The organism is Selenomonas sputigena ATCC 35185, assembly GCF_000208405.1.
Lineage (GTDB): Bacteria > Bacillota > Negativicutes > Selenomonadales > Selenomonadaceae > Selenomonas > Selenomonas sputigena.
On record NC_015437.1, the window covers coordinates 2,120,652 to 2,140,770 of the forward strand.

12 protein-coding genes are annotated in these 20,119 nt (G+C 56.8%); 2 read left to right on the forward strand and 10 right to left on the reverse strand.

Annotated elements, in window-relative coordinates; translation table 11 throughout:
• Positions 1 to 55 precede the first annotated feature (55 nt).
• Positions 56 to 4,861 (reverse strand): TonB-dependent receptor plug domain-containing protein, encoded by a 4,806-nt coding sequence (locus tag SELSP_RS09740; RefSeq protein WP_006190654.1) that lies wholly within the window; start codon positions 4,859 to 4,861, stop codon positions 56 to 58.
• Between the two features lie 329 nt (positions 4,862 to 5,190).
• On the opposite strand from SELSP_RS09740, the gene SELSP_RS09745 reads away from it, so the two are divergent.
• Together SELSP_RS09745 and SELSP_RS09750 are read left to right on the forward strand one after the other, a co-directional pair.
• The gene (locus tag SELSP_RS09745; RefSeq protein WP_013740992.1) at positions 5,191 to 6,450 is read left to right on the forward strand and encodes an SLC13 family permease; all 1,260 of its coding nucleotides are present in this window, start codon (positions 5,191 to 5,193) and stop codon (positions 6,448 to 6,450) included.
• Between the two features lie 18 nt (positions 6,451 to 6,468).
• Complete coding sequence (locus SELSP_RS09750; protein WP_006190648.1) at positions 6,469 to 7,803, forward strand: serine hydroxymethyltransferase; 1,335 nt, start codon at positions 6,469 to 6,471, stop codon at positions 7,801 to 7,803.
• A 117-nt stretch (positions 7,804 to 7,920) separates the two neighbouring features.
• Here SELSP_RS09750 and SELSP_RS09755 read toward each other — a convergent pair whose 3' ends face one another.
• From SELSP_RS09755 to SELSP_RS09795, 9 genes are all read right to left on the reverse strand, one after another.
• On the reverse strand, positions 7,921 to 9,561 hold the full coding sequence (locus SELSP_RS09755) for an L-lactate permease (protein WP_006190645.1): 1,641 nt from the start codon (positions 9,559 to 9,561) through the stop codon (positions 7,921 to 7,923).
• 129 nt (positions 9,562 to 9,690) lie between these two features.
• Positions 9,691 to 11,868, reverse strand: a complete 2,178-nt coding sequence (gene ldhH, locus SELSP_RS09760; protein WP_006190642.1) for an L-lactate dehydrogenase (quinone) large subunit LdhH — start codon at positions 11,866 to 11,868, stop codon at positions 9,691 to 9,693.
• Complete coding sequence (locus SELSP_RS09765; RefSeq protein ID WP_006190641.1) at positions 11,868 to 12,485, reverse strand: LutC/YkgG family protein; 618 nt, start codon at positions 12,483 to 12,485, stop codon at positions 11,868 to 11,870. Before SELSP_RS09765 ends, ldhH begins: the two co-directional genes overlap by 1 nt.
• A gap of 252 nt (positions 12,486 to 12,737) precedes the next feature.
• Positions 12,738 to 14,135, reverse strand: a complete 1,398-nt coding sequence (locus SELSP_RS09770; protein WP_006190639.1) for an FAD-binding oxidoreductase — start codon at positions 14,133 to 14,135, stop codon at positions 12,738 to 12,740.
• Positions 14,132 to 15,340, reverse strand: a complete 1,209-nt coding sequence (locus SELSP_RS09775; RefSeq protein ID WP_013740993.1) for an electron transfer flavoprotein subunit alpha/FixB family protein — start codon at positions 15,338 to 15,340, stop codon at positions 14,132 to 14,134. The genes SELSP_RS09770 and SELSP_RS09775 overlap by 4 nt, the downstream gene beginning before the upstream one ends.
• A gap of 86 nt (positions 15,341 to 15,426) precedes the next feature.
• Positions 15,427 to 16,218 carry an electron transfer flavoprotein subunit beta/FixA family protein gene (locus tag SELSP_RS09780; protein ID WP_006190637.1) on the reverse strand — a complete coding sequence of 264 codons (792 nt, stop codon included), beginning with the start codon at positions 16,216 to 16,218 and terminating at the stop codon, positions 15,427 to 15,429.
• 314 nt (positions 16,219 to 16,532) lie between these two features.
• Positions 16,533 to 18,002, reverse strand: a complete 1,470-nt coding sequence (locus tag SELSP_RS09785) for an AsmA family protein (protein ID WP_006190632.1) — start codon at positions 18,000 to 18,002, stop codon at positions 16,533 to 16,535.
• The gene (gene ptsP / locus SELSP_RS09790; RefSeq protein ID WP_013740994.1) at positions 18,002 to 19,711 is read right to left on the reverse strand and encodes a phosphoenolpyruvate--protein phosphotransferase; all 1,710 of its coding nucleotides are present in this window, start codon (positions 19,709 to 19,711) and stop codon (positions 18,002 to 18,004) included. The genes SELSP_RS09785 and ptsP overlap by 1 nt, the downstream gene beginning before the upstream one ends.
• A 108-nt stretch (positions 19,712 to 19,819) precedes the next feature.
• Positions 19,820 to 20,086, reverse strand: a complete 267-nt coding sequence (locus SELSP_RS09795; RefSeq protein WP_006190627.1) for an HPr family phosphocarrier protein — start codon at positions 20,084 to 20,086, stop codon at positions 19,820 to 19,822.
• Between the last annotated feature and the right edge of the window lie 33 nt (positions 20,087 to 20,119).

The window sequence follows — 20,119 nt, forward strand, 5'->3', positions numbered from 1 at the left end:
GGGAGCATTTCCCATCGGGCTGTTTCTTATCTTCTGCCTCAGAATGTGCGGATGCTCAGAAGCGATAGGTGAGTTGGAAGCGCGCGTAGTCGCCGAGGCGGAAGTGCTCGGGCGTGTAGAGCGTATCGCGCGTCTGCGTGCTCCTTGCGCCGAAGGTATAGGCGGCTTCCAAGAGAAGATTCTTCGCTGGTACGAAGGATATGCCTGCGGTGAACGAGCGGATGCCGTCGAGGTAGCGGTCGGGGAGATCCGCGCCCGTACCACCGACGAAAGAGCCGTGCTCGAAGTTCTTGTAGTCGAAGTACGCACCCCATGTGCCGGGCAGATCCATATCGGCGATGCCATAGTCAAGGCGCAGAATCCAGAAGTACGGATTCGTGCCGCCGCCCGTGTACCTGCCCGCAGCGTCTCTGCCGCCGTGGAAGTAACGTCCCATATCGGAGCGGTTCACGCCGCAGTCGAAAGAGAGCATGGCACGAGGTCCGAGGCGTAGACGCGAGCCGAGACCGAGGACGCTCGCGATGCGAAGTTCCTCTCCCTTAACCTCGGCACCCCTGCCAAAGGAATGCAGCGCCCAAAGCTCAAGCCCGAGATGATCGCCGACCTGATGACGCACCTTGAAGAAGCCCGCGCCTTCCATCTTGGGGATGACGTCATGCTTGAGCAAAAAGCCGGGCTGCGTGAAGGTAATCGGTGCGCCGGGAAGCGGGATCGGCGCATCGTTGAGCGGATCAAATCTGCCTTTCGTGAGAGCTTCAAAGAATTTGGACGTCCCATGATAGAATCTCCAATCTCCATCCGTCATACCATAGCGAACCTTGCCGAACGCATCGGTCCAAGGCTTGCTCCGGTTATACCATGACGCTGTATTGCCGACGAAGGAACTAAACATGTGATCGATTGCCTCGTCACGAGTGAGCGTCCTGCCGTCGCGTGTTTCGTAGGTACTGCCGCTGTCCTCATATACCTTCAGCACATCGTCCATCATCGTCTTGATGTTCTCCGAATGCAGGAGTCCTTCAATGCCGCCATATTTGGGGCTTCCGGCAATATTTCCATCTCTTATGCGGTTATATGAAGAAAGGGGAATATTTTCCAGCGGCTTCCCCTGCGTGAGATCATGTACCGTCCCATCTCCACGCCGGATAATGATGTCCGCTTGCTTTAAATTATAATATACACGCGATGTCGCTCGCCGTCCATTGATTACTTTGTTCCATTGATTTCTATACGTTCCGCGCGGATCGGCATCGGCACGCCGCTGCATCTCGGCATCTATATCTTTTAAGATGCCGACCAGCTCGCGCACAACCTCAAGTTTCTTTTCGGCGATCTGCGCATCGGTCAAAGATGGATCGCGTACCCAGTTGCCGTTTGCATCCTGAATCTTGCCCGCATTGTTGAACTTCTCGCGATAGTTTGCCTTTGCCTTTGGATCGTAAGGCATCGGATACGGTTCATTGCTGATATGCTCATCCACGCCGGCGGAGTTGCGGAACGTCCTCGCATAGTAACCGAGCAGCTCGTTGAGCGTCGGCGCACGGCGAATCATCGCCGCTTCTTTATGGCTGTAAGCGCTGTCCGAAACACCCGTCGTGCGCGAGAAGTTGCCGACGCCGAACGCCAGCTGCGTGTTGTTCGCCGTATAGAGCACGCGCATGCCGTCGTACTCCCTGCCAAAGTAATAGCCCGTCACGCCCATCGGCTCGTGGATGCGCCCGAGCGTCCAGTCCCAGCGGTCGGGACTGCCCGTCAACTCCGCGCGCTCGATATGTGCGCCCGCGAGGCCCTTATTGTCCGACGACGAGTAGGCGGCGTCGTTCGCCGCGCCCGTCGAGGCGATGACCTTGAGATCGAGTTTGTCGGCGATGCGGTAGCTTGCGCCGACACGCAGGCGCTGCTCGAAGCCATGCCCGTCTCGGTCGGCATAGTTGCGCGCCGCAGCGTCGTCCGCCTGCGTCTCTTTCGTCTCACGCATTTCCGCCTTGTTCTCTCCTCGATAGGTGTTCGAGCGTATACGATAGTCGCCAAAGACTTCGAGGTCGCCCTTTTTCCTGTCGTCGGTCGCCGATTCCGGACGGCGCAGGAACCAGTCGGCGCCGTAGATGTTCTTGAGCGGCACGCCGTTCTCATCGACGAGCTGCCCCGCCGCATTGCGCGCATAGCTATAGCCGAAGATCGTGCCGAGATCGTGGAACTTCGCGTTCATGCCGAAGCGGAACGTGCGGTCGTGATAGGCTCGATCGTCGTCCTGATGGTTGAACAGATTGTCGACGCCCGCGTAGACAGTGAAGTCCTTCGTGAGATCCTTCTCGATGAGCAGATTCCAGATGCCGAAGCTCTTTTCATGATATTCGCCGCGCTTCTTGATGTAATTGCCGTGACTGTCCTGCTCGAAGAGATTGTCGGTCTTGACGGAGTTGCTGTCGAGCATATTGCTGTAATAGCTGCCCCAGAAAGCGGCGCGCCAGCCGTGCGCCTCGTCCTTATAGTTAACGCCGATGTCGAACTTGTGCGTCGGCCGGTCGAGCAGACGGCTCGGCAGCTCGTCGTCGCTCGCGTTTATGGCGCGCAGGTAGGTGTAACCGAGCTTCGCGCTCCAATGCCTGTCGAACTTGTGCTGCACCTCGGCTTCGATTCCCGTGAGTTTCGCCTTGCCGAGATTCTTGAAGCTATATATACGGTCGGCGACGGGTTCATAATCTTTTGCCGTCTTGCTCTGAAACTTGAAATCAATGAGCTGTCCCGTGAAGTAATGCGTCATATAGTCGGAAATCTCGTTGTGGAAAACGCCAATTTTAGCATAGGTCTTTTCATTTTCCCCTTCGAGCGAAAGGTCGATGTTGAACGACTTCTCGGGCTTCAAATCGGGATTGCCGATCCAGTACCAGCCGAGGTGATTTCTTCCCGTGCCGCCGTACATCTCCCAGTTGTAGAAGAGCTCGCCCAATCCCGGCTCGGCGTAGCCCGTGCCGATGTTCGCCTTGAGCCTTCGATGCGGCGCAAGCGTATGCGTCATGCCGAGATTGAAGGTAGCGTGCGAGCCGAAGCGGTCGCTGTGATCGAGCCGCAGAATCGGCGAAAGGATCGTCTTGGGCGAAAGCTGCCAGGTATCTTGTATATAGGCGTATGTCTTTGTAAGATCCGCCTCGCCGACGAGAATCTTGTTTGCACGCCGCTCGAACTCCTGCCCGAAGTATTGCCCGTTGAACTTCATGTCCTTGAGCTTCTTATAGGATTCGCCCGCCGATTCAAAAAGTCCATAGTACCCGAATACGGGAGCATCAAGATACATCGACGGGGCGTCGGCGAATTTCGGATCGCTGAGATCATTCTGCTCTCGCAAAAGTCGATTGAAGGCTTCAAACTTCGCTTTCAAAACAGGGTCGGAAATCGTCCCACTCATCAAATACTCTGTCAAATTGATCCGCTTCGCTTCCTCGTAAGTCAGCGGCGGCGGCGTCGACGAACCGTAATATTCCGTATTGCTGTCCCAGATGAAGCCGTTATCACTGCGAATAAACTTGTGATTGTGTACATAGGAGTCAGGCTTATCGTCCATGCCCGCTGTATTATCATCGACCCACAGCGACTTGTCGTAATCCCACGGATTGATCGTCACCTCTCGCACTCTGGATGCACTCTTAAGACGCGAACCTTCGGCGTATTCTTTCTGCCAACCGAAACCGTAGCTCAGATAATGCGCGTCATTCGCTGCTGTGTTGAAATGGAAATCAAGATTCGTCTGCCGATGTTCAAGCCAATCGACGCCTGCGAGACTGTTCTTGCCCGCATATTTATCGTGTCCGCCGCTATAGTAGGAAAGAACTGTCGAGTCGTCCTCGCGCATTCTACCGTGACCGAAGCTCACGCTGTAGTCCGTCTTTTTCGACCAACGTCCCTCGAATCCAAGGCTGTAGGTATCACGCGAGCGATTGCGCTGATAAATCTGCATTGGCTCGAAGAAGGAGCCGAGCGGATAAAGCACGTTCTTGTTGCGCCGCTGCATATCCTCGCGCTCCGTTGTCAGGCGGAAGGTCAGCTTTCTCGCGTTGTCAAAGCTGTAGACGCCGCTCACGCCGTCGTTCTTGATCGAGCCGTAGAAGCGAAGCGACGGCTTGAAGTCGTCGTACCAGTTCTCGCCCATGACGAACTGCTTGCCGCCTGAGTAGACGGGCAAGACTTCGCGCTTCGAGACCCAAGCGCTGAGGTTCAGCTTGCCGAGGTCGCCCGAATCGGCGCGCAGGAAGAAGTTCGTTGGCAAAGTGTTCGTCTCCGTGCCACTGCCCGTACGCGAGGAATGGTAGCGTCCCTCGACATTCAGCTCAACAGAAGGGCTTTTCACGCCCTTCTTTGTGATGACGTGGATGACGCCGCCGATGGCGTCCGCGCCGTACTTGGCGCTCGCCGCGCCGCGAATGATTTCGATGCGCTCGATGTTCTCCGCGCCGATGCGCAGAAGCTCGTCGCCGTTGCCGTTGTACTTCGCCTCGCCGCCCAAGACGCGCTGACCGTCCACCATCAGCAGCGTATGGCGCGGGTCGCCGCCACGGATCGACACGCCGACGTTGCCCATCGCGTCGATGGTGCGCGTGACGCCGACCTCGTTGAAGATCACATCCTCGACGGACTTCGCCTGCTTTCTCGCGATGTCCTCCTTCGTGATGATCGTCGTCGACTGCGACTCGTACTTCGCCTCTTCCTTTGCCGCATCCGCCTCGACGTTTACGGCGTCGGTCTGAACCTCTGCCCCTTCCTTCACACTTTCTTCCGCGTGTGCCGCACATACAGGCAAAGCAAAATGCAGCGCGACCGCCAAAGCAAGCGCACGTCCTGCATTCTTGCTCGTCCTTTTCTTCATGCCGCTTCCTCCTTGATATTGATTTTTATATTCCTATAGGTATTATATCATTTTTTGCAAAGAAATCTAGAGGAATGAAAATTTTTATTGAATATATATAAATAAAGTTCATATGTAAGATCATACCTCAATTTTCGGCGGAAGTTCTGTTATGTGAAGATGTGCAGCTGCATGGAGCATAAATTCCTTTAGGTTATTGTTCCATAAAGATATTTCATAGGATGGGATTCCCAGATCAGGCAGGATATGTTCAGAAAAAACAGAAGGATATAATTACTCAGAAAAGCGTCCCTGAAGATGTACATTTCAAAAGAGGAGATGATAAGAAAATGGATGCAGCAACATTGACCTTAGTGGTGCTGGGAATTGCCGCCTTCTTCTTCGCCACGGAGATCATCCCACTGGCGGTGACGGCGATGGGAGCGGCGATTGCTCTGGGCTTTCTCGGCGTGCTGACGCCCGCCGAAGTATTTGCCGGCCTGTCGAATTCCACCGTCGTATTGTTCGCGGGCATGTTCGTCATCGGTGCGGCGATGTTCCAGACAGGTCTTGCTCAGAAGATCGGCGTAGAAGTGGTAAAAAAATCGGGCACGGATGAAAAGCGGCTGATGGTCGCCTTGATGGTCATAACGATCGGCCTGTCCTCGGTTTCGTCAAACACAGCGACCGTCGCCTGCCTGATCCCCGTCGTCATGCAGATCTGCGCCGCCGCGCGCCTTCCCGTCGCACCCCAGCTCATGGCGCTCGCCATCGCGGCGAACGTCGGCGGCACGATCACGATGATCGGCACACCGCCGAACATCCTAATGAGCGCGACTTTGGATGCAAACGGCTTGACGTCCTTCGGCTTCTTCGAGTTCGCTTGGATCGGCATCCCCTTGTCCATCATCGGCGTGCTCTACATGGTATTCATCGGCAGCCGCCTCTGCCCGCACACCATGTCAGAAAGCGAGATGGACGACAAATCCTCCGAAGCACCCAAAGATGCGCGAAAGATGATCATCTGCGCGGCAATTCTCATCGCTACGGTCATCGCGATGGTGCTTGAAAAGCAGATCCACGTCCCCATGCAGACCTCAGCGATTGTCGGGGCTCTCACCTGCGTGCTCACGGGATGTGTATCGGAAAAGCAGGCATATCAGGGCATTGACTGGACGACGATCTTCCTTTTCGCCGGCATGCTTCCCCTGGCAAAGGCTATGGACACGAGCGGCGCGGGAAAGCTCATCGCGCACAGCGTCCTCGACCTCATCGGCACGCATCCTGCTCCCATGCTGATCGTCGTCTCCATGTTCCTTCTCTCCTGCGGACTCACGCAGTTCATGTCCAACACGGCCTCCTCGGCGCTCCTCGCCCCCATCGGCATTTCCATCGCCCAATCGATTGGCGTGTCGCCGCACCCCGTGCTCATGGCGATCGGCATCGCCGCCTCCTGCGCCTTCACGACGCCCGTCGCCACGCCGCCCAACACCTTAGTTCTGGGGCCGGGAAAATTCCGCTTCATGGATTATGTGAAGATCGGCGTGCCGCTCGCCGTGCTCTCCCTCATCACATGCGCTGTTATCATCCCCGTGGTATGGCCGTTCTAGCTGAAAGGAGCTTCCTATATGAAAAAAGAGCTGTTATTGAGCAAACTGCAAGCCTTCGATCCCGAAATCTTCGCCCTGCTGCAGGATGAAATCCAGCGTCAGCGCTACATGCTCTCCCTCGTGCCCAACAACAATGCCATGTCGCCCTTCGCTCACTATCTGGAAGGTAGTCTGCTCGCCAACAGCGCCTTCGATGCACAAAATCCGAATGCAAACAGCACAAATCTCGAAGAGATTGCCATCAAGCGGGCGAAGAAACTCTTCGGCAGCGAGCATGCCATCGTCCGCCTCGGCAATATCGGCGCCGCTTCGCGTGTCGTCTGCCTCGCGCTGCTACAGCCAAACAGCCGCGTACTTTCTTTCAATCTGCGCAAAGCAGAACATTGCAGCGGCCTCAGCTTCACATTCAAAAACTTCGGTATAGACGCAAAAAAACAAGTTCTCGACTGGGATGAGGTCGAGCAGCGGGCGGATGAGACAAAACCTCATCTGATCATCTTCTCTCCCGTCAGCTACCCGCGCAACGCGAATTATCGCCGCCTCTCTGAGATTGCGCGAAAAGTCGGCGCATACCTTTGGGTGGACATCGGGCAGAGCGTCGGACTCGTCGCGGCCGGTCTCCTTCCTTCCCCCGTGCCGTTTGCCGATGTCGTCACGTTCCCCACGAATGATTCGCTGCACGGCCCGGATGGCGCCATCGTGCTTTCCACGAAGGAGATCGGTCAAAAGCTCGATGAAACAGTCATCAATACGGGACACACTTCACTCCATATCAATCATATGGCGGCGTTGGCCGCGGCTCTCTTGGAAGCCGGAACGGAAACCTTCCGTCAATACGGCAAGCAAGTTCTCGCCAACAGCAAGGAGCTCGAACATACTTTGGAAATGAGCGGAATCCCCCTCCTCTGCGACGGCACGGACACGCATCTCGTCCTGCCGCTGCTCCCTGCCGAGCTGCAGGAAATCGATATAACGGAGTACATGGGGAAGGCAGGCTTTCAGGTCAAGGCGGATCGCGTACCGACCATGCAGAAGGATCAATATCTTCCCGCCCTGCGCCTTTCGAGCCTGACGCCAACCATACGCTCCTTAAAAGAAAAAGAGATTGCCGACATCGGCGCTCTCCTCAGTACGGCCTTGAAAAAAAAGCTGCCTGACACAGATCTTGAATCCATCCGCAACCGAATTGCCACGCTTGTCATGAACAAGCCCATCTTTTCAGAGGAATGGCTGACGAGCAGCAAGATGGGGACGCACGCCGTCTACAACAGCGCAAACAGCAGTGCGGCGCACGAAGCCGCCTCCACAGAAAAGAAGAACATCATCAAGAATTTCTTCCATCTCAAAAACTAAAGTCTTTCTCTGGTTGGCGTACCCTCTCCATTTGAATCCTTGAAGCAAAAAAGAATCCCCAAGCCAGAAGACTTGAGGATTCTTTCCTGCTTCGTATGTCAGGCGACTGCTACAGCGTCAGACGGTCGGTGCGATACCGAGCTGCATGGCGATAAGCATCGTGATGATGCAGATGACGTAGTAGATCGCCCATGGCACGATGTCCGTTCGGATCAGCTTGCCCTCGATGCCCTTGATGGTGATGACGCCCGTCGTGGCGGCAGCAGCAACGATGTTGTTGATGCAGATCATGTTGCCGATCGCGCCGCCCTGATTCTGCAAGGCGAGGATGACCGTCGGCGGGATGTTGAGGAGCTGTGCAGTCTGGAACTGCAGCGGGGAGAACATGATGTTCGACACCGTGTTCGAACCGAACATGAACGCGCCGACCGAGCCGATGAAGGTTGCGAAGTAGAAATAGTTGCCGCCCGCAAGCTCTGCAACGCCCTTCGCCATCGTCAGCAGCATGGAGTCAAGGCCGAGGCCGTTGATGCTCGAATAGCGGTACATGTAGACGAGGCCGAAGCCGAAGATCAGGGCGATGGTCGCACCATAGACCTGGTTTGCGGACTTCGAGAAGATTTCCTTGACCTGCGTGCCCGTGAGGCCGTAGAGAGGAATCGAGAGAAGAACGATGAGGATGAACGGCGCGACGCCCGGGTTGTTGAGGATCGCGAAGTTCCATGCAGCTTCCGGAACGCCGAGGATGCCCTTGACGGAGATAACGACGCTCTTGATGGGTCCCTTAAGACCGAGCTGCGGGATACGCGTGAGGATCAGCCACAGAGAAACGAAGAGGTACGGAATCCAAGCCTTGAAGAGCGACATGTGCGGAATATCTTCCGTCTTCTTATCCTTCTTCTCATCGCTCTCAAAGCGCCAGATTGTCTTCGGCATGAGGAAGCCGGCTTTCGCTGCGCCAATGAGCACGAAGATCGTGATGGCGGCAGCTGTCAGCGACGTGATCTCCGAGCCGATGAACTTGGCAAGGAGGAGGAAGAAGATGTCGAAGACGACAGCGGCAAAGAGGCAGAACGGCAGCACAGGCATGGCATCCATGAAAGACTTGTTCTTGCCGAACATGCGCGTGATGATGCCGACGACAACGAAGATGATGAGGAGCGCGCCGACGGCCATGCCGAGCGCCGAGATGAAGGAAAGGCCGAGCTTCCAAGCCTCGAAGTCGGTAATGCCGATCGTGGGCAGCATCTCCTTGACGATATCAGCCGCCGCATTTGTCGGCGTGCCGGCTGCACCGAAGGGAACCGGCGTCGAGTTCAGGATGAGGCAGGAGATCGCAGCTGCCATCGGAGGAAAGCCCAAGCCGATGAGCAGCGGGGCAGCAATCGCCGCCGGCGTGCCGAAGCCCGCCGCACCCTCGATGAAGGCGCTGAACGCAAAACCAACGATGACGAGCTGGATGCGCGCATCCTCCGTGATGCCGTTGAACATGCCCTGGATGCGGTGCATGGCACCCGCCTTGTCCAGCATGTTCATCAGCAGGATCGCGCCGAAGATGATGAGGAGCGTATCAATAGAGCCGAGGAAACCCGCCACAGAATACGCGGCGATATCCAAAACCTTCATTTCCCAGGCAAAATAACCGATGACGACAATGACTGCCCAAGCGATCGGCAGAACCTTCTTCGCTGACATGTTGAACACAACGGTCAGCACGATGGTCAGCAGAATAGGTACTGCTGCGAGCAAAGCTAACATGAATTTCAACTCCTATCCAGTTTTCAAAGATTCGGGACAACTTGCGTCCCTAAGCGTCGCAGTCGTTTCGACGCTTCCCGCAGGCTGTCTGCAGGAAGCATCGAACGCTGCTGAACTTTTACATCAATCTCATCTTCCCCTTGCCGCGATATTTTCCGCAAGAATATCGGCGACATGCTTGATCTTGATGTTCGGCGCCTGTTTGTCGAGACCGCCGCCGATCTGCATCATGCAGGCCGGGCAAGCGACCGCGCAAACTTCAGCGCCCGTGTTCTTGATGTTGTTGACCTTCTTCTCAAGCAGCGGCATCGAGATCTCAACGTACTTGACGCCGAAGGCGCCCGCCATGCCGCAGCAGTGGTCGGCGTCCTTCATCTCGACGAAGTCGATGCCCGGCGTTGCCTCCAGAAGCGCGCGCGGCTCCTTGTAGATGCCGAGACCGCGGCGGATGTGGCACGAATCGTGGTACGTGACCTTCTGTCCACCGGCAGCCGAAGGCATCAGGCGGCCTTCCTTCTCATAGAGCTCCGCGACGAGGCTCGTGAACTCGCGAACCTTGCTTGAGAACGTCTTGACCTTGGAGAGCATGGCAGGATCGTCCTCGAAGATCTCGACGTACGTCTTCTCCAAGGTTTCCGTGCAGGTCGGGCAAGCCGAGAAGATGGCATCGGGATTCGACGCGAGAAGCGCCTCGATGTTCTTCTTCGCGAGCTTCCTTCCCGTGTCACGGTCGCCCATGCCCATCGCAGGCTTGCCGCAGCAGCTCTGCTCCTGCGGGAAGGTCACGGCGACGCCGGCATCCTGCAGCACACGCACGGCATTGACTGCCGAGTCAGGGAAGACGAAGTCCATGTTGCAGCCCGTGAAGAAGACGACGCGCATCTTCGGATTCTGCGGGTTGTCCTTTTCGAGCGCCTTGGCGCGGTCGCGGAACGGCGTATCGGCGATGGCGGGCAGACTCCGGTTGTCCGTCATCTTCGCGAAGAACAGAGGCAGATGGCGGATGAATTTGCCGCTCGTCATCGGCTTCTGCGCCTTCGCGCCGATCCTCAGCAGCGTATGGAAGACCTTGCGGTTCGTGAGGATGTTCTGGAACACCGTCTTTTCTGCAAACGGCATGCCGTTTTCCTTCACGTTCCTCGAACGCAGCTCGTCGATGATGTCCGGGATGGGGATCTTGCCCGGGCAGATCTGCACGCACTTGCGGCAGCCTATGCAGAGATCGCTGAACTTCGAGAAATCCTTAAGACCGTTGTCCAAAAGACCCGTGAGAATCGCCCCGATGCCGCCAGAGTAAATATGCCCGTAGACGTTGCCGCCGACGAGTGTCCAAATCGGACAGACGTTGAGGCACGAGGCGCAGCGCACGCACTGATAGACCTCGTTGAGCTTGGGGTCACGCGCAGCTTCCAAACGGCCGTTGTCCAAGAGGATGACGTAGAGCTTGCGATCCTCCTCGACCCACTTGCCATCTTTCTTGTAGATGACGGGCGTCGGACCCGAGATGAACGTCTCGTAGCTCGTCGCTTTCTGGCACGTGCCGTTTCGCGGCAAGAGGCGCAGGATCTTAGAAATATCTTCAACCTTCGGGATGAGCTTCTCGTAGCCGATGAGGACGACGTTGATGCGCGGCAGAGTCGTCGCGATACGCGCATTTCCTTCGTTCGTCACGAGACCGGTCGCACCGTTCTCGGCGACGCCGAAGTTCGCGCCCGTGAAGCCGAGATCCGCCTGCATGAACTCTTCTCGCAGCACCTGGCGTGCCGTCTGAACCATGAAGGGGATGTCGCTCGGGATGTCCTTCTTCAACTCCTTGGAGAAGAAGCCCGCGCACTGCTCGCGATTCAAGTGAATCGCCGGCATGACCATGTGCGACGGGTGCTGTCCCGCGACGGAAAGCATCCATTCGCCCAAGTCCGTCTCACGGATGTGAATGCCGTGCGCCTCAATGTCTTCGTTGAGGCGGATTTCCTCACTCGCCATGGACTTCGACTTGACGATGCGCTTGACATTGTTCTCCTTGCAGATCTTGAGGAGATAGTCCTTGACCGCCTGGCCGTCCTTCGCACGGTAGACCACGCCGCCGCGCTCACGAACAGAAGCCTCGAACTGGTCGGCGAGCTGGTCGATGTGCTGTACGGCGTCGTGCTTCATCGCGCGCAGATCCTCGCGCAGAGCCTCGATGTCGTGACCTTCATACGACTTCAGGCGAGCGCCCGGATACTGCTCGGCGAATTTGCCGAGAGCGCCGCGAAGAATCGGATCTTCAAGCTTTTCATTGATTTCCTTGCGCAGATCGCGTGCCATCAGCCCTCACTCCCTTCCATGTTCTCGATTGCAATGACGAAGAAGCGGCTCGGGCCATGAACGCCGAGCGTCAGCACGCGCTCAATGTCCGCCGTACGCGACGGTCCCGTGATGAATCCAACATAACCGCGCTTGTAGACGCGCGAGATAATCTTCAAAGCCGTCGTGAGGTTTTCCGTCATATAGTTCGCATTGACGTATACGGCATGTACCGGTGGCAGCATGCCCGTGACGCGCGCCTCGTAGGAGTAAGTATCGACACAGACGCCGCCCGTCTCGCCGACGCCGAACTCCGCAACCGAAAGACCGAGGTCGGCCGTCGGCGCATGTTCCGCAATCTCGAACTTTTCCGTATAAATCGGCACTTCGGGCGTGGAAAGCTCCTCGTAGATCTTCTTGATGCCCGCATTGTTGTCGCCGCACGTCGCGATGACCTTCTTGCATTCGAACTCCTTCATGAGTTCTGCCGTCTTCGCCTTCGCCGCTGCCAGATCCTTCACGCGAAAGACTTCCGCAGCAGCCAACGTGGCGTTTTTCTCAAAATCGTCCCAATATTTCGCATCGATGAGTTTGTCATCGAACGCTTCCTTGGGCCAATCCTGACAGATTTTCAGCATGGTCCATCCCCCTTGATTAAATTGTCTTAAAAATAAATAGTATATATTATTTCTTAAGAAATCCCCTTCTCCCGTGCTTGCCGCTCAAGATCGTGCAGGAGGCGGCCCGCACGGCGCTTTTCACAGCAAGGCGGGAAAAGGGGGCTTTCATAAGCTGGATTGTCTGTCGGGAAGCGCTGCTTTCAGCTGCAGCTTCCACAAAATTTCATCATTCAGTCACCAAAGACGTAAATGCGTCTTGACGGCAGATTCTCAGAAAAGCTTCGTCGGGTTCAGGATGCCCTTCGGGTCGAAGGCCTTCTTGATGCCGCGCATGAGCTCGATCTTCTCAGGCGCATAGTTCTCACCCATGTAGGACATCTTTGCAAAGCCGATGCCGTGCTCGCCGGAAACGAGACCCTTGAGTTCACGAGCCTTCTTATACATGCGGTCCATGGCCCCTTCAAGGTTCTTCTTCCACTCTGCGTCGTTCATGTCGTCGCGCAGGATGTAGATATGGAGGTTGCCGTCGCCCGCATGGCCGAAGCTCTTGATGCGGATGCCCATATCCTCGCGCACCTGATGCACATATTCAACGAACGTGTTGACGCAGTCACGCGGCACAACGCAGTCGACCTCGTCCATCTCCGTCGTCGAGCCTTTGATTGCCTCAAGGAACGCACCGCGCGTCTTCCAGATCGGCGTCTCGCGCTCTTCCGTATCGGCGATAAAGAGATCGATCGCGCCCTGGTCGAGGCAGATCTTCGCGATATCGTCGTAAGTGCCCGAAATCTCCTCCGTCGAGTTGCCGTCGAACTTCAGCAGCAGATAAGCATCTGCCGTCTTGTCGGGGAACTTCATGCCGAGGAACTCTTCCGCGTCCATGATGACTTCGCGCTCCATGAACTCGACGGCCGTCGGGATGACCTTCGAGCGCATGATGACGGGTACCGTATCGATCGCATGCTTCAGTGTCGGGAACGGCACGAGCAACGTGACCGTCTTCTTCGGCAGCGGGATGAGCTTCAGCGTCGCCTTCGTGACGATGCCGAGCGTTCCTTCCGAGCCGATGATCATATCCTTGATGTCGTAGCCCGTCGAATTCTTGACGACCTTGCCGCCGAGGTTCATGACCGTGCCGTCCGCCATGACGACTTCCAAGGCACGCACATAGTCGCGCGTGACGCCGTACTTGACGGCGCGCATGCCGCCGGCGTTCGTCGAGATGTTGCCGCCGATCGTCGCGGACTTCTCGCCCGGATCGGGCGGGTAGAAGAGTCCATGCGGCTCGACGTAAGCATAAATTTCCATGATGAGCACGCCCGGCTCGACCGTCAGCGTGAGGTTCTTGTCATCAAGCTCAAGGAAGTGGTTCATGAGCGTCGTATCAATCATGACGCCCTTGTGCACGGCGACGGCTGCACCGACGAGTCCTGTGCCAGCGCCGCGCGGCGTCACAGGCAGGTTGTTGTCATAGCAGTACTTCATGACCTTGGAAACTTCTTCCGTCGAGAGCACGCGCACGACGACGTCCGGATAGTGCGCCTCGGCGCTCAGCTCGTCATGGCTGTACTCTTCCTTGATCTCATCCTTCCAAAGAAGGCGCTCGCGGTCAACGATCTGGGCAAGAGCCTCGAAGTCTTTTTCGTCGAAAGTCTTGTAGGTATTCATGCTACAATGGCCTCCCCTTTCTTGATCTTTTCGATCAGCTGCGGAACGATCTCATAGATGTCTCCGACGATGGCGTAGTTCGCCACATCGAAGATCGTAGCCTTCGGATCCGAATTGATGGCGATGATGTTTTCCGAGTTGTTCATGCCGGCGACGAACTGAATCGCGCCCGATACACCGCAGGTGATGATGAGCTTCGGGCGAACCGTGCGACCCGAAAGACCGATCTGATGCTTCGCATCGAACCAGCCGCTTTCCATCATCGGACGCGTGCAGGCGAGCTGGCCGCCCAAGAGTTCTGCAAGCTCCTCGATCATCGCGAGGTCTTCCTTCTTCTTGATGCCGCGGCCTGCGACGACGAGGATCTCGGCGTTCTCGATGCTCTGCTCCTTCGGCTTCTTCGTCGTCTTGAGGACGTCGACGCGGTTCTTGAGCTTGTCCTTGGAGACGGTGAACTCCTCGACCTCACCCGTCAGCGACTCGCTTCTTTCGGGAGCGTTCATGATCTTATAACGCACCGTGCACATCTGCGGACGATGATTCGGCGTATGGATCTCCGCCATGATGTTGCCGCCGAATGCCGGGCGAATCTGGACGAGATCTGTGTTTTCCTTCATGTCGAGAATCGTGCAGTCCGCCGTGAGTCCCGTCTTGAAGCGGGCGGCGATGCGCGGTGCGAGCTGGCGGCCGACCGAGGTCGCGCCGACGAGGATCGCCGTCGGCCTCACCTTGTTGATGAACGCCTCAAATGCGGACGTGTACGTTTCAATCTTGAAATATTTAAGCTCGGGATCATCGCAACAGAACACCTTGTCCACGCCATAGTGCCTGAGTTCATCGACGTGGCCCTTGATGTCGCTGCCAATGAATACTGCATACACAGGATGGTGGATTTTTGCCGCAAGTTCCTTCGCCTTGCCGATGAGTTCGAACGTGACGGGGTGAATCACGCCCTCCTCATGCTCGACGTAGACGGCGATGCCGTTCCACTTGCTCTTGTCAACCGACGGCTTCACTTCGTCCTCGACGAACTCCATGACACCCGTCGGTCCCTTCTTCACGCACAGCTTACAGAGCTTGCAGCCCGCATTGATGTCCAATTTGCCGTCGTTGTTTTCCAGTGCATTGAACGGGCAGACGGCGATGACCGCCTCCATAATCTCCGCGCTGGTGATTTTGTCTTGATGGACAATGAGTTTCCCCATGTGCATTTCCTCCAGTTCTTATTCGACTCCCGTCATGGCGAATCTTTCGCGCCATGCGGGCAGTTTCTTCGACTTGGTTCAAACGATCAGGCGATGAACTTCTTCTTCTTCAGCATGCCCATAATCTTGTCCGTGACCTCTTCCGCTGTGCCCGTCCACGAAACCTGCTCCTTGTCGGATGTCGGCGGGAAGATGCGGCTGACCTGCGTCGGCGAGCCGTTCAAGCCGTAATGGTTCTTGTCCTTGTCGTCCATGTCCTGGAGCGTGAACATCGGGATTTCCTTCGTCTCCGTCGCCTTCTTCTTGAGGTACGACGGCAGGCGCGGCTGCACAATGTCCTTCTGCACCGTGATGAGGCACGGGAACTTCACCTTCAAATGTTCGATGTCCTGCGCCATCTCCATGTCGACCAGGAGGCCGTCGCCCTCAACGCCATTGATCTTCTTGACGTTGCAGACACTCGGCAGGTCGAGCGCCTCGGAGACCTCAGGGCCTACCTGCGCCGTATCGCCGTCCGTCGTCTGCAGGCCGCAGATGATCAGGTCGAACTTGCCGAACTTCTTGATGCCCTGCGAAAGCGTGTAGCTCGTCGCGAGGACGTCTGCGCCGCCGAACGAACGGTCAGAGATGATCGCACCTTCGTCCGCGCCCATGGCGAACGCTTCATAAAGGACGGCCTTCGCCTGCGGCGGTCCCATCGTGATGACGCTCACACGTCCGCCGTACTGCTCCTTGAGACTGAGGCCGCACTCGAGAGCAAACAGGTCATACGGGTTCATCTTGGAATCAGCGCCGTCACGCTTCAAGACGCCCGTCACCGGATCGACTTCAACCTTGTTCGAGCCCGGGACTTGTTTGATACATACGAGAATTTCCACAATTACCCCTCCGTTTATGATGATATCGCTTAAAGCCCTACCTCGTTTATGATACTATAAACCCGCGCAATAGGCAATAAGATTTTTCTGGTTTTTTTCGGAAAAATTCTGCTTTTCACGCGTTTCCTCTTGCCCATGGCGCAAAAAAATAGGGCTTTCCCGCCTTGCGCCTATTGTATTCGCTATGCGCGACGAAAATCCTTCTTCGGAAAATAATTTCTTTTTATCGAGATATAAATTTAATATAACTGTGTCCTCGCATGAAAAGCGGGGCTGCTGTACGGCAATTTCCGCACAGCAGCCCCGCCTGTCCTCTACCACTTTTCCTTCCAGCCAAACGAGGCGCGTTTGCCTTCGGCGTCGTAGATCTCGATCGGCGAGAGCGTCACCTTGCCGTCCTTCTTGCGGAACATCTCGGCGCGTGCACGGTAGCCGTCGCCGAGATCGATCTCAAGGTTGCCGAGCCGAAGGTCGTGCCACGCACTGTCGAAAGTACCCGAAAGGCTCGCAAACGGTACGACCCAGCGATACGTCCCCGCGCCCGAGCGAAAGCTCCCGCTGTACTTGGTACGCCGCGAGTTTCCCGACGAGTGGATCGTGAGGTCAAGCTCCACCTTGCAGTCGAGCCAAGCGCTCGGGAATCCTTCCGACGCTTCCAATCCCTCGCCTTTCCCGTAAAGATTCCAATAACGCGTGTCGAGGTCGTAGTCGCCGTAGGCGTACAGCTTGCCGCCGAAGACGTCCGCCGTGACGTCGGTGAAGTCGAGCCGCGCGTCGTGCCAGCGCACCGTTCCCTCAACGTTTCTGAACTCAATGCCCGGGATACGGAGCTTCTTCATGCGCACGAAGCCTTTGCCCTCCATCGCTTCCAAAGGCCCGGTGAAACGCACGGAGAGCGTCATCTTGTCGCGAATGTCCATGCCGAATCCCAACGAGCTCGGATCGACCTCGCTGACGAGCACGGAAAGGTCGGCGACAGGGTGATCCGCCTCGCGCATATCGACCGCGCCATTGAGCGTCATTCCGATTCCCTTCATCGTGCCGCCGAGTCCCACGACCGATCCCTTGACGGCGACTTCCTCTGACGTGTTGATGTCCGCATGTACTTCCATGCCCTGCAGCAGGTAATGGCGGCGGCGATAGAAAAGCTCACCGCGGCAGTTCGTGAGATCGAGCTTCAGGCGCAGCTTCTTTCCCTCGCGGTTGAAGTTTTTCAGGCGCTCCTTCATCGCCGCCTTCCTCTTGGCTCGCACTTCCTCGCCGAGCGCCTTGAGCTCCGCCTCCGTCATGTCTTCGCGCCTCGCTCTGCGTTCTTCAGCGCGTTCCTTTTCCTCGCGCTCCTTCTCCTTGAGTCTTGCCTCCTCCAACGCGTCAAGTTCCGGCGAATGGCGCAGGAAATCGAACTGCATGTCGTCGTCCAAAGCCATCGAGAGCACGGCTCCGTCCAAGGTCAGCTCCTGAATCGTCGTCGACTTCAAATTGCCCGTGAGGACATCGTAGGGACGCGCACGAAAACTGCCGCGCGGCACGAAAAGGATCGTATTGCCCTCCGAATCCTTCCAGTCGAGATTTTCAAAGCGCACCTCTCCGAAGACGTTCGCATGCAGCTTCTCTACCGTCACCGTGCCGCGCAGCATCGTCTGCTCGGCCATCGCATGGTTGAAGATCAGCGCGGCGCTGCGGCTCAACACGAAAAGGTCGGCAAAAACGAGAATCGCGGCGAGAAACATCGCCGCGATCAGACCTCGAATTATCTTTTTCCTGCTTGCTGTAAAGCGCAGCATCAGGCGAGAACCTTCTGCAGGTACGCCTTGATTTCTTCCCCGTCTTCCATCTTCATGACATCGGCGAGGATCTCCTTGGCCTGCACAGCGGAAACGGCGCGCAGCTTTTCCTTGACGCGCGGAATCGACGGTGCGCTCATACTGAGCTCGGTCAGCCCCATCGCCATCAAGAGGACGGCAGCGTAGGGATCGCTCGCCATCTCACCGCACATGCCGCACCATATCCCATTGTCCTTCGCAGCGCGCGCCGTGCGCTCGACGAGGCGCAGGACGGCGGGATTGAAATGATTATAGAGGTACGAGATGCTCGAATTGCCGCGGTCAACGGCGAGCGTGTACTGCACGAGATCGTTCGTGCCGATGCTGAAGAAGTCGACGTACTTGGCAAGTTCGGGCGTCATGATGGCAGCCGCCGGCGTCTCGACCATGATGCCGACCTGCACGTTCTCGGAGAACGCCTTGCCCTCGTGCGAAAGCTCCAGCTTCGCCTCGTCGACGAACTCCAGAACCTTCTTGAACTCCGCAACGTTGATGACCATCGGCGCCATGATCGCCGCCTTGCCGTAGACGCCGGCTCTGAGGATCGCCTTGAGCTGCGGCAGGAAGAGATCCCTTCTCTGCAGGCTGATGCGCAGAGCACGGTAGCCGAGAAACGGATTGTCCTCGGGAGGAATATTGAGGTACGGCAGCGGCTTGTCGCCGCCGATGTCCATCGTGCGGATCACGCAGATCTTGCCGCCGCACTTCTCGACGGCTTCCTTGTACGCCTTGAACTGATCGTCCTCCGTCGGGATGTCCTGCCTGCCCATGAAAACGAATTCCGAGCGGAACAGTCCGACGCCCTCAGCGCCATAAGTGAGCGCCGCGTCCACATCCATGTGGTTGCCGATGTTGGCGCAAAGCTCGACGCGCACGCCGTCCGTCGTGACAGCCGGCAGCGGCGCAAGCTCGGCGTAGTACGCCTTGCGCTCCTCCTGCTGCTTGATCTTCTCGCGATAGTCTGCGAGCGTCACCTCGTCGGGGCGCACGAGGATGTCGCCGCGCTCGCCGTCGATGACGACGCGTGCGCCATCGGGGATCTCGGCAAGCCGCTCGCCGATTCCGACGACCGTCGGAATCGCGCGCGCCTTGGCAATGATGACGGCATGGCATGTCGTGCTTCCCTGTCCCAAGATCACGCCTGCGATCTTGTCCGTCGGGATGTTGGCAATGACGGACGGCTCGATCTCGTGCCCGCAGAGGATCACGGGATCGTCGCCAATCTCCGGCTCCTTGACGCCGAGAATGTATTTGGCAATGCGCTTGCCGACGTCGCGGATGTCGGTGGCGCGCTCGCGGAAATACGGATCGTCCATCTGCTCGAAAATTGCCGCCTGTTCCTTCGCCGTATCGAGCACTGCCAGAGGAGCGTTCGCGAGCGTTTCGATCTTCGTGTGCATCGTCTCTTCCATCATCGGATCCTGCGCGAGCATGCGGTGCGCTTCAAGAATAGCCGCCTGCTCCGCCATCCCCTTCGCCTGCAGCGTCTTGATGTTTTCCTGCAATACGGCGACGACAGCCTTGATGGCATCCTTGATCTTCTGGTTCTCAATGTCCTTATTGCCGGGCGTATATCCTTTGAGGTAGCCGTCAATGTTCTGGCCTGCCATCATGATCGTGCCGATCGCAATGCCGGCGATGACGCCCTTGCCGCGCAAACTTTCTGCCATATGCTTCTCCCCCATTCATGGATCGTTCAGATGTCGCACAACGATTTTGATGAGTCCTTATAAAAAAGCTCCGGGGCATAAACGAACATCTCCCCGGAGCTTCCCTGATTACTCCTCGCCGAACTTCGTTACAATAAGTTCCTTGAGAGCCGCCACAGCATCCGCCTCGTCGGGGCCGTCCGCCTCGATCGTGATTTCCGTTCCCTTGGCAAGTCCCAGGCTCATGAGCATGAGGATGCTCTTGGCATCCGCCGTCTTGCCCTTAGCCTTGACCTGCACCTTGGACTTGAATTTTGCAGCCGTCTGCACAAAAACGGAAGCCGGACGCGCATGGATTCCCGTCTTGTTCTCAATCGTCAATGTTGCCTCTGTCATCTGAATCTCTCCTTACCAAAAAAGAACAAAGCA